At 64.1% G+C, this 5,005-nt stretch carries 5 protein-coding genes; 4 read left to right on the top strand and 1 reads right to left on the bottom strand.

Features of this window, described 5'->3' with window-relative positions; translation table 11 throughout:
• A partial coding sequence (locus ACE5CZ_RS14815; RefSeq protein WP_374948092.1) for a putative bifunctional diguanylate cyclase/phosphodiesterase occupies positions 1–1,540 on the top strand: 1,540 nt, incomplete at its 5' end.
• The gene (locus tag ACE5CZ_RS14810; protein WP_374948091.1) at positions 1,537–2,169 is read left to right on the top strand and encodes a DNA-binding response regulator; all 633 of its coding nucleotides are present in this window, start codon (positions 1,537–1,539) and stop codon (positions 2,167–2,169) included. The genes ACE5CZ_RS14815 and ACE5CZ_RS14810, both read left to right, overlap by 4 nt.
• A 4-nt stretch (positions 2,170–2,173) precedes the next feature.
• Here ACE5CZ_RS14810 and ACE5CZ_RS14805 read toward each other — a convergent pair whose 3' ends face one another.
• Positions 2,174–2,947 (bottom strand): hypothetical protein, encoded by a 774-nt coding sequence (locus ACE5CZ_RS14805; RefSeq protein ID WP_374948090.1) that lies wholly within the window; start codon positions 2,945–2,947, stop codon positions 2,174–2,176.
• Between the two features lie 292 nt (positions 2,948–3,239).
• On the opposite strand from ACE5CZ_RS14805, the gene ACE5CZ_RS14800 reads away from it, so the two are divergent.
• Both ACE5CZ_RS14800 and ACE5CZ_RS14795 read left to right on the top strand, forming a co-directional pair.
• On the top strand, positions 3,240–4,016 hold the full coding sequence (locus ACE5CZ_RS14800; RefSeq protein WP_374948089.1) for a hypothetical protein: 777 nt from the start codon (positions 3,240–3,242) through the stop codon (positions 4,014–4,016).
• Positions 4,013–4,966: a ThiF family adenylyltransferase gene (locus tag ACE5CZ_RS14795; RefSeq protein WP_374948088.1), complete on the top strand. Its 954-nt coding sequence runs from the start codon at positions 4,013–4,015 to the stop codon at positions 4,964–4,966. Before ACE5CZ_RS14800 ends, ACE5CZ_RS14795 begins: the two co-directional genes overlap by 4 nt.
• The last annotated feature ends 39 nt before the right edge of the window (positions 4,967–5,005 follow it).

Genomic DNA, 5,005 nt, shown 5'->3' with positions numbered 1-5,005 from the left:
TGCGCTCGAAGTGCGCGCGCAGACAGTGCTGCAGGCGGGCGATGCAGAGGTGCGCGACGACCCGCCCGGCCTGGGCGAGATCGGTGCACCGGTGCGGTTGGAATTCGGCGTCGACGAGTACATCGTCGCGTCGCGGCGTCTCGGCGCCCTTCCCCTCGGAAGCGAAGACGAGCAGGCTCTGACCGCCCTCGCCCATATGGCGAGCGAGACCGCGCGCATCCAGCACGACGTCGACAGTCTCGAGCTCCGGGCCAACAGCGACCCGCTGACGGGCCTTCCCAATTACGGCGCCTTTCAGGCGGCGTTGGTCGAAGCCAACGAGAACAGGTCGTATCACACAGGCATCGCAGTGCTGTTCATCGACCTCGACAACTTCAAGAGGCTGAACGACTCTCGCGGTCACCACACGGGTGACGAGCTGCTCAAGGCTGTGGCGGCCCGGCTTCGCAACTCGGTAGGCGGCCGCGACTTCGTCTCACGCATCGGCGGTGACGAGTTCGTCGCGATTCTGACCGAACTGCAGACCGTGGCGCAGAGCAAGGAGCTCGCAGACGAGATCATTCACGACATCGGGAGGCCCCTGACCCTCGACGGTCAGGAGTTTAGACCCGTCGTCAGCGCAGGTCTCGCATTCTCGGGTCACCGGGAGATCGACGCGCAGCTTCTCGTCGTCGACGCCGACCGCAGCATGCTCCAGGTCAAGCGTTCGAGGCGTCAGGGTGGACCGGCCGAGGGCAGCAGCGTCAACATCGCCTCGCACCGCTCGACGCGAACCAACGACATCGTCGCCCGCGCGATCACCGAGGACCGGCTGACGCTGGCGTTTCAGCCGATCGTCAGCATCGACCAGGGGCGCATCTGGGCATTCGAGGCGCTCGTTCGCTACATCGACCCTGAGCTCGGGCCCATCTCACCCTCATCGCTCGTCGCTCGAGCCAAGAGCCTCGGACTCATGGACGAGTTGACACGGCAGATCATCGTGAAGGCGATGGATGCCGCAGAGAAGTTTCATGCGTTTGAGCCCAGTATCGCGTGCATGACAGTGAATCTCGAGCTGGGTCAGATCAGCGAGGATCACTTGGGTCCTTTCATCCGCGACATCGCACAATCACATCCGAACGTCTCGTTGTGCATCGAGTTGAACGAGCGCTCGCTGCGCTCGGTCACCGACGACCTGCGTCGCGAGGCCGAGGTGATGCAGGATGCTGGCGTCATCATCGCCCTCGACGACTACGGCTCGGACGACTCCTCGGTCGGCGCCCTCGTACGCTTTCCCATGGACATCCTGAAGATCGACAAGAGCCTCATCGACGACCTGGGCGATGTGAGGCAGCGCGAGGTGATCAAGGCGCTTCAGGGGTTCGGTGACAACCTTGACTACACGATGGTCGTCGAGGGCATAGAGAGCGCGGAGGTGGTCGATGTCATGGTGGAGCTCGGAGTCCGAAGCGCGCAAGGCTACTTCTTCGGCCGTCCCCAGTCTTTCCGGCAGACAATGGATCGCATCCGCAAGACCGGCACGACGGCGGTGATCTCGTGACCGCTCGGCGGCGCACCATCGCGCTGCTCGACGATCATGTGCTCGTTATCGACGGCCTCGCCCAATGGATTGAGATGAATGCTCCCGACTTCGAGGTCGTGGCCGTGTCAGGATCATGGGAGGGCCTCGTCGCGCACGCGACGTTTCCGCCCGACGTCGTGTTGATGGCCCGCACGATCGAATCCCCGTCTTCGCTGGCGGAGCGCATCCGCATTTGCACCGATGCCGGCGCCCGCGTCGTTGTCATGAGCACCGAAGCGGGACCGGATGCCGAGACGAACACGCTCGAGGCGGGCGCCGATGCCTTCGTTCCCAAGTCACGCCCGGCCGAGGCGGTGCTGGATGCCGCCCGTCGTGTTCTCGGCGGCGCGGAAGCCAGCAAGACGCGGCCGCCTCAGGTCGACCAGAGCACGCCCGCGACGCTCGACGAGTGGCAGCGCCGGGTTCTGAAGCTTTACGCTACCGGCCAAAGCACCGTCGACATCGCACTCATCGAGGGGGTGCGCTTCGAACGGGTCAGAGGCGCGCTCAAACAGATCCGGGCCATCTACGCGTCGAGCGGCCGCACTGTCGCAACACGCGACGACCTGCTGAGGCGTGCCGCCGAAGACGGCTACCTGTCGGATTGAGCGGTCAGTACCCCTGCAAGTCCTCGCTCGACGAGGGCGTCACATCGACTCCACCGCTCAGACGGGAGATGGCTTCATCGGGCTCGTAGTCGGGGTCGGGCTCGATGAAGGCATCGACGATGCCCATGAACGACAACGATGCCAGCGACCACGGCTCGACCGTATCGCCGATTGGAATCTCGAGCGGGCGCTCGACCAGTGCGGGCACGGACGCGCGAATCAGACCGAGGCCCTCGATGACCGAAGCGGCAGCGACGACGAACGGCTGCCAGTCTCCGCCGAAATGCGGCTTCAGCCTGTAGCCGACGGTCGGAAGCACATTGCGATAGAACATCTCCATGGTCTCGACGAACGACATCTCGCTCGCGCGGAGTGCGTCGAGCGTGCGCTGCCTGGTCTCGAGGTCGGGGAACGACATGATGGTCGCCGACAGGCCGGCATAACTCCGCCAGGCGCCCGTGGCCGTCACGGCTCCGAAGTTGTATTCGGCTGCGGTGCGGATGACGTCGACCAGAACCTGGCGGCGTCCGCCCGGCGATTGCAGGTCGTCTGTGCGCGAGCTGAGGTACTGCCACGTCGACAGGAGGGTCTGAGTGTCAGCGCGGTCTTCCCGGGCCTTCTCGGCCATTGCGAGGAACACATCGTCGAGGAACTGCTGATGCGTGGACCAGGATCGCTCGAACTCGGATCGCTTCACCCCGGCGTTTGCGAGTAGAGCGTCCAGGGCGTCTTCGGCGATGCCCACCGTCATGCCTGTCTCATCGATGTGCGATAGCACAGCGGCGACGACTCCTTGCCGTGCTGCAGACTGACGATCTGGAACGACGGCACCAGAATTCCAAAAACCTTTGCCGGCCACGTTGGTCCTGCTTCCCTCAATCCTCCTCACATTCTACGCAGTTTGCGTGAAGCGAGTGGTGCTCATATGCTCAGATCAGCCAGAGCGTTCTGCAACCCAAGGGAGCAGCCCCGGAAAGAGCCCGGGGTGGTGTGCACGGCGTCGTCGTGCTGAATCTGGGGGCGTGGAGTGGTACTGAACGGATTGCGTCGAGATAGTGAGGACGCCCGGCATGTCCCACATTGACCGCAGTGTGTCGAACCACGAAGTGATACCTGTAGTGCCGAGGTCCACGGTATTCGACGCGAGTCCGGAGGCGCGACTCAGCGCCGGAATCCTCGCCATCGACGGCAAGGCCGTCGATGGACTCGAAGACGAATACGCCGCGCACTTCCAGCTGCGTCGCCGCGTCTACGTCGACCAGACCGCCCAGCTGGCCGCCGACGACCTCGATGAAGACGGCACCGACCGTGACCAGGACGATGGACGTTCGGTTACCTTCGCTGTGTTCGAGCAGGCCGAGTCCGGCGTTCGCATCGTCGGCGTGTCGAGGCTCATCATCAGGGGCGACCAGCCGCTTCCGATCGAGGAGTTCTGCGCCGACGCGTTCACATCGATACCGCTCCTCGACTCCGCGGTCGAGGTGTCACGTGTGATCGCGCGCCACGAGAAGGCGGCGTTCCAGGACCTGATCCAGTGGCAGCTGTTCGCCCTCATGCTCGCCTACATCCCGCTGCACGGACTCGGTCGCACCTTCGCGATCATCGAGCCGTGGCTCGAGAGGCACCTGCGTAGCATCATCGCGCTCGAGCGCATTGGCGACGTTCGCTACGTCGCGCACTACCTTGACTACAACGTGCCCGTCGAGATCGACATCCCCGAATCGACGGTATGCGTGAACGCCCGCAATGACTCGTTCATCAGCGCGTTCCAGGCAGCTCACCCCGGGCTCGCCTATTTCGGCAGGGCGCCGCGCAGAGCCGTCGAAGCGATTAGGGCCGAGGCATGAAGACCGTCTCGTCGCCGGAGTTCTCGCGAAACTACGGCTTTTGGAGCGAGGCGGAGCAACGCGCGTTGATATCCAGCCGCGTGGCAATCGGCGGAGTCGGGGGAGACGGATTCCAGCTGGGAATCAAGCTCGCCCGCATGGGCGTGGGGTCTTTCAGCGTCGCAGACCCGGAGGTCTTCGAGCGGGAGAACGTCAACCGCGTTGAGGGCGCGAAGACCGCGTCGATCGGTCGAGCGAAGGTCGACGTCTTCCGAGAGACGGTGCTCGACGTCAACCCTGCGGCCCGGGTGGATGTCTGGCGAGAAGGAGCGACCCGCGACAACACGGTCGAATTCATGCGGGGCGCCGATCTCGTCTTCGATGAATCCGAACTCACGCGGCCCGAGATCGGCACCATGATCGCCCGTCAGGCGCGACTCCAGAACATCCCCGACGTGCTCGTGATGAACGTGGGATTTGCGGCGCAGGTCATGTCGTTCGCGCCCGGAAGCGCCTGGACTTTCGAGCGTTTCATGGGACTTTCCGCAGAAGACGACCTCGATCGCATTAGCGAGCAGAGCGTCGACCTGAGCCGCTGCTTGCCGTATATCCCGCCCTACACCGACCTGACCAGTCTTGTGACGCTGCAGAACGACCAGACGGGCGACGTGCCCTTGCCATCCATTTCCGTCGGGGTCGACGTCGCATCGGCCATCGGTTCCGTGCAGGGTTTCCTGCACCTGACGAGTAAGGTCTCGACGCGCCGTCGGCGACCGATCTGGGCGCCCCGCATGGCGTACGTCGACGCGTACGCAATGCGGGCGCGTGTCATACGGGCCTCCAGGCCGACGCACTTCCGACACCTCGCCGTCGCCGCGCTGAGACATAAGTTGGGGCGCAATCCTCTCGCCGACTACACCGTGGCGGATATCGACCGGCGCCGGGGCGACAGCGCGGCGCCGTCCGTGTAGATTGACACCGGTTCGAATGTATGTTCGACTGTGTGAATG

This window comes from Agreia sp. (genome assembly GCF_964263775.1).
Taxonomy (GTDB): Bacteria; Actinomycetota; Actinomycetes; order Actinomycetales; family Microbacteriaceae; genus Agreia.
Note: the sequence above shows the minus strand (reverse complement) of the source record. Positions and strands in the feature narration are given on the sequence as shown.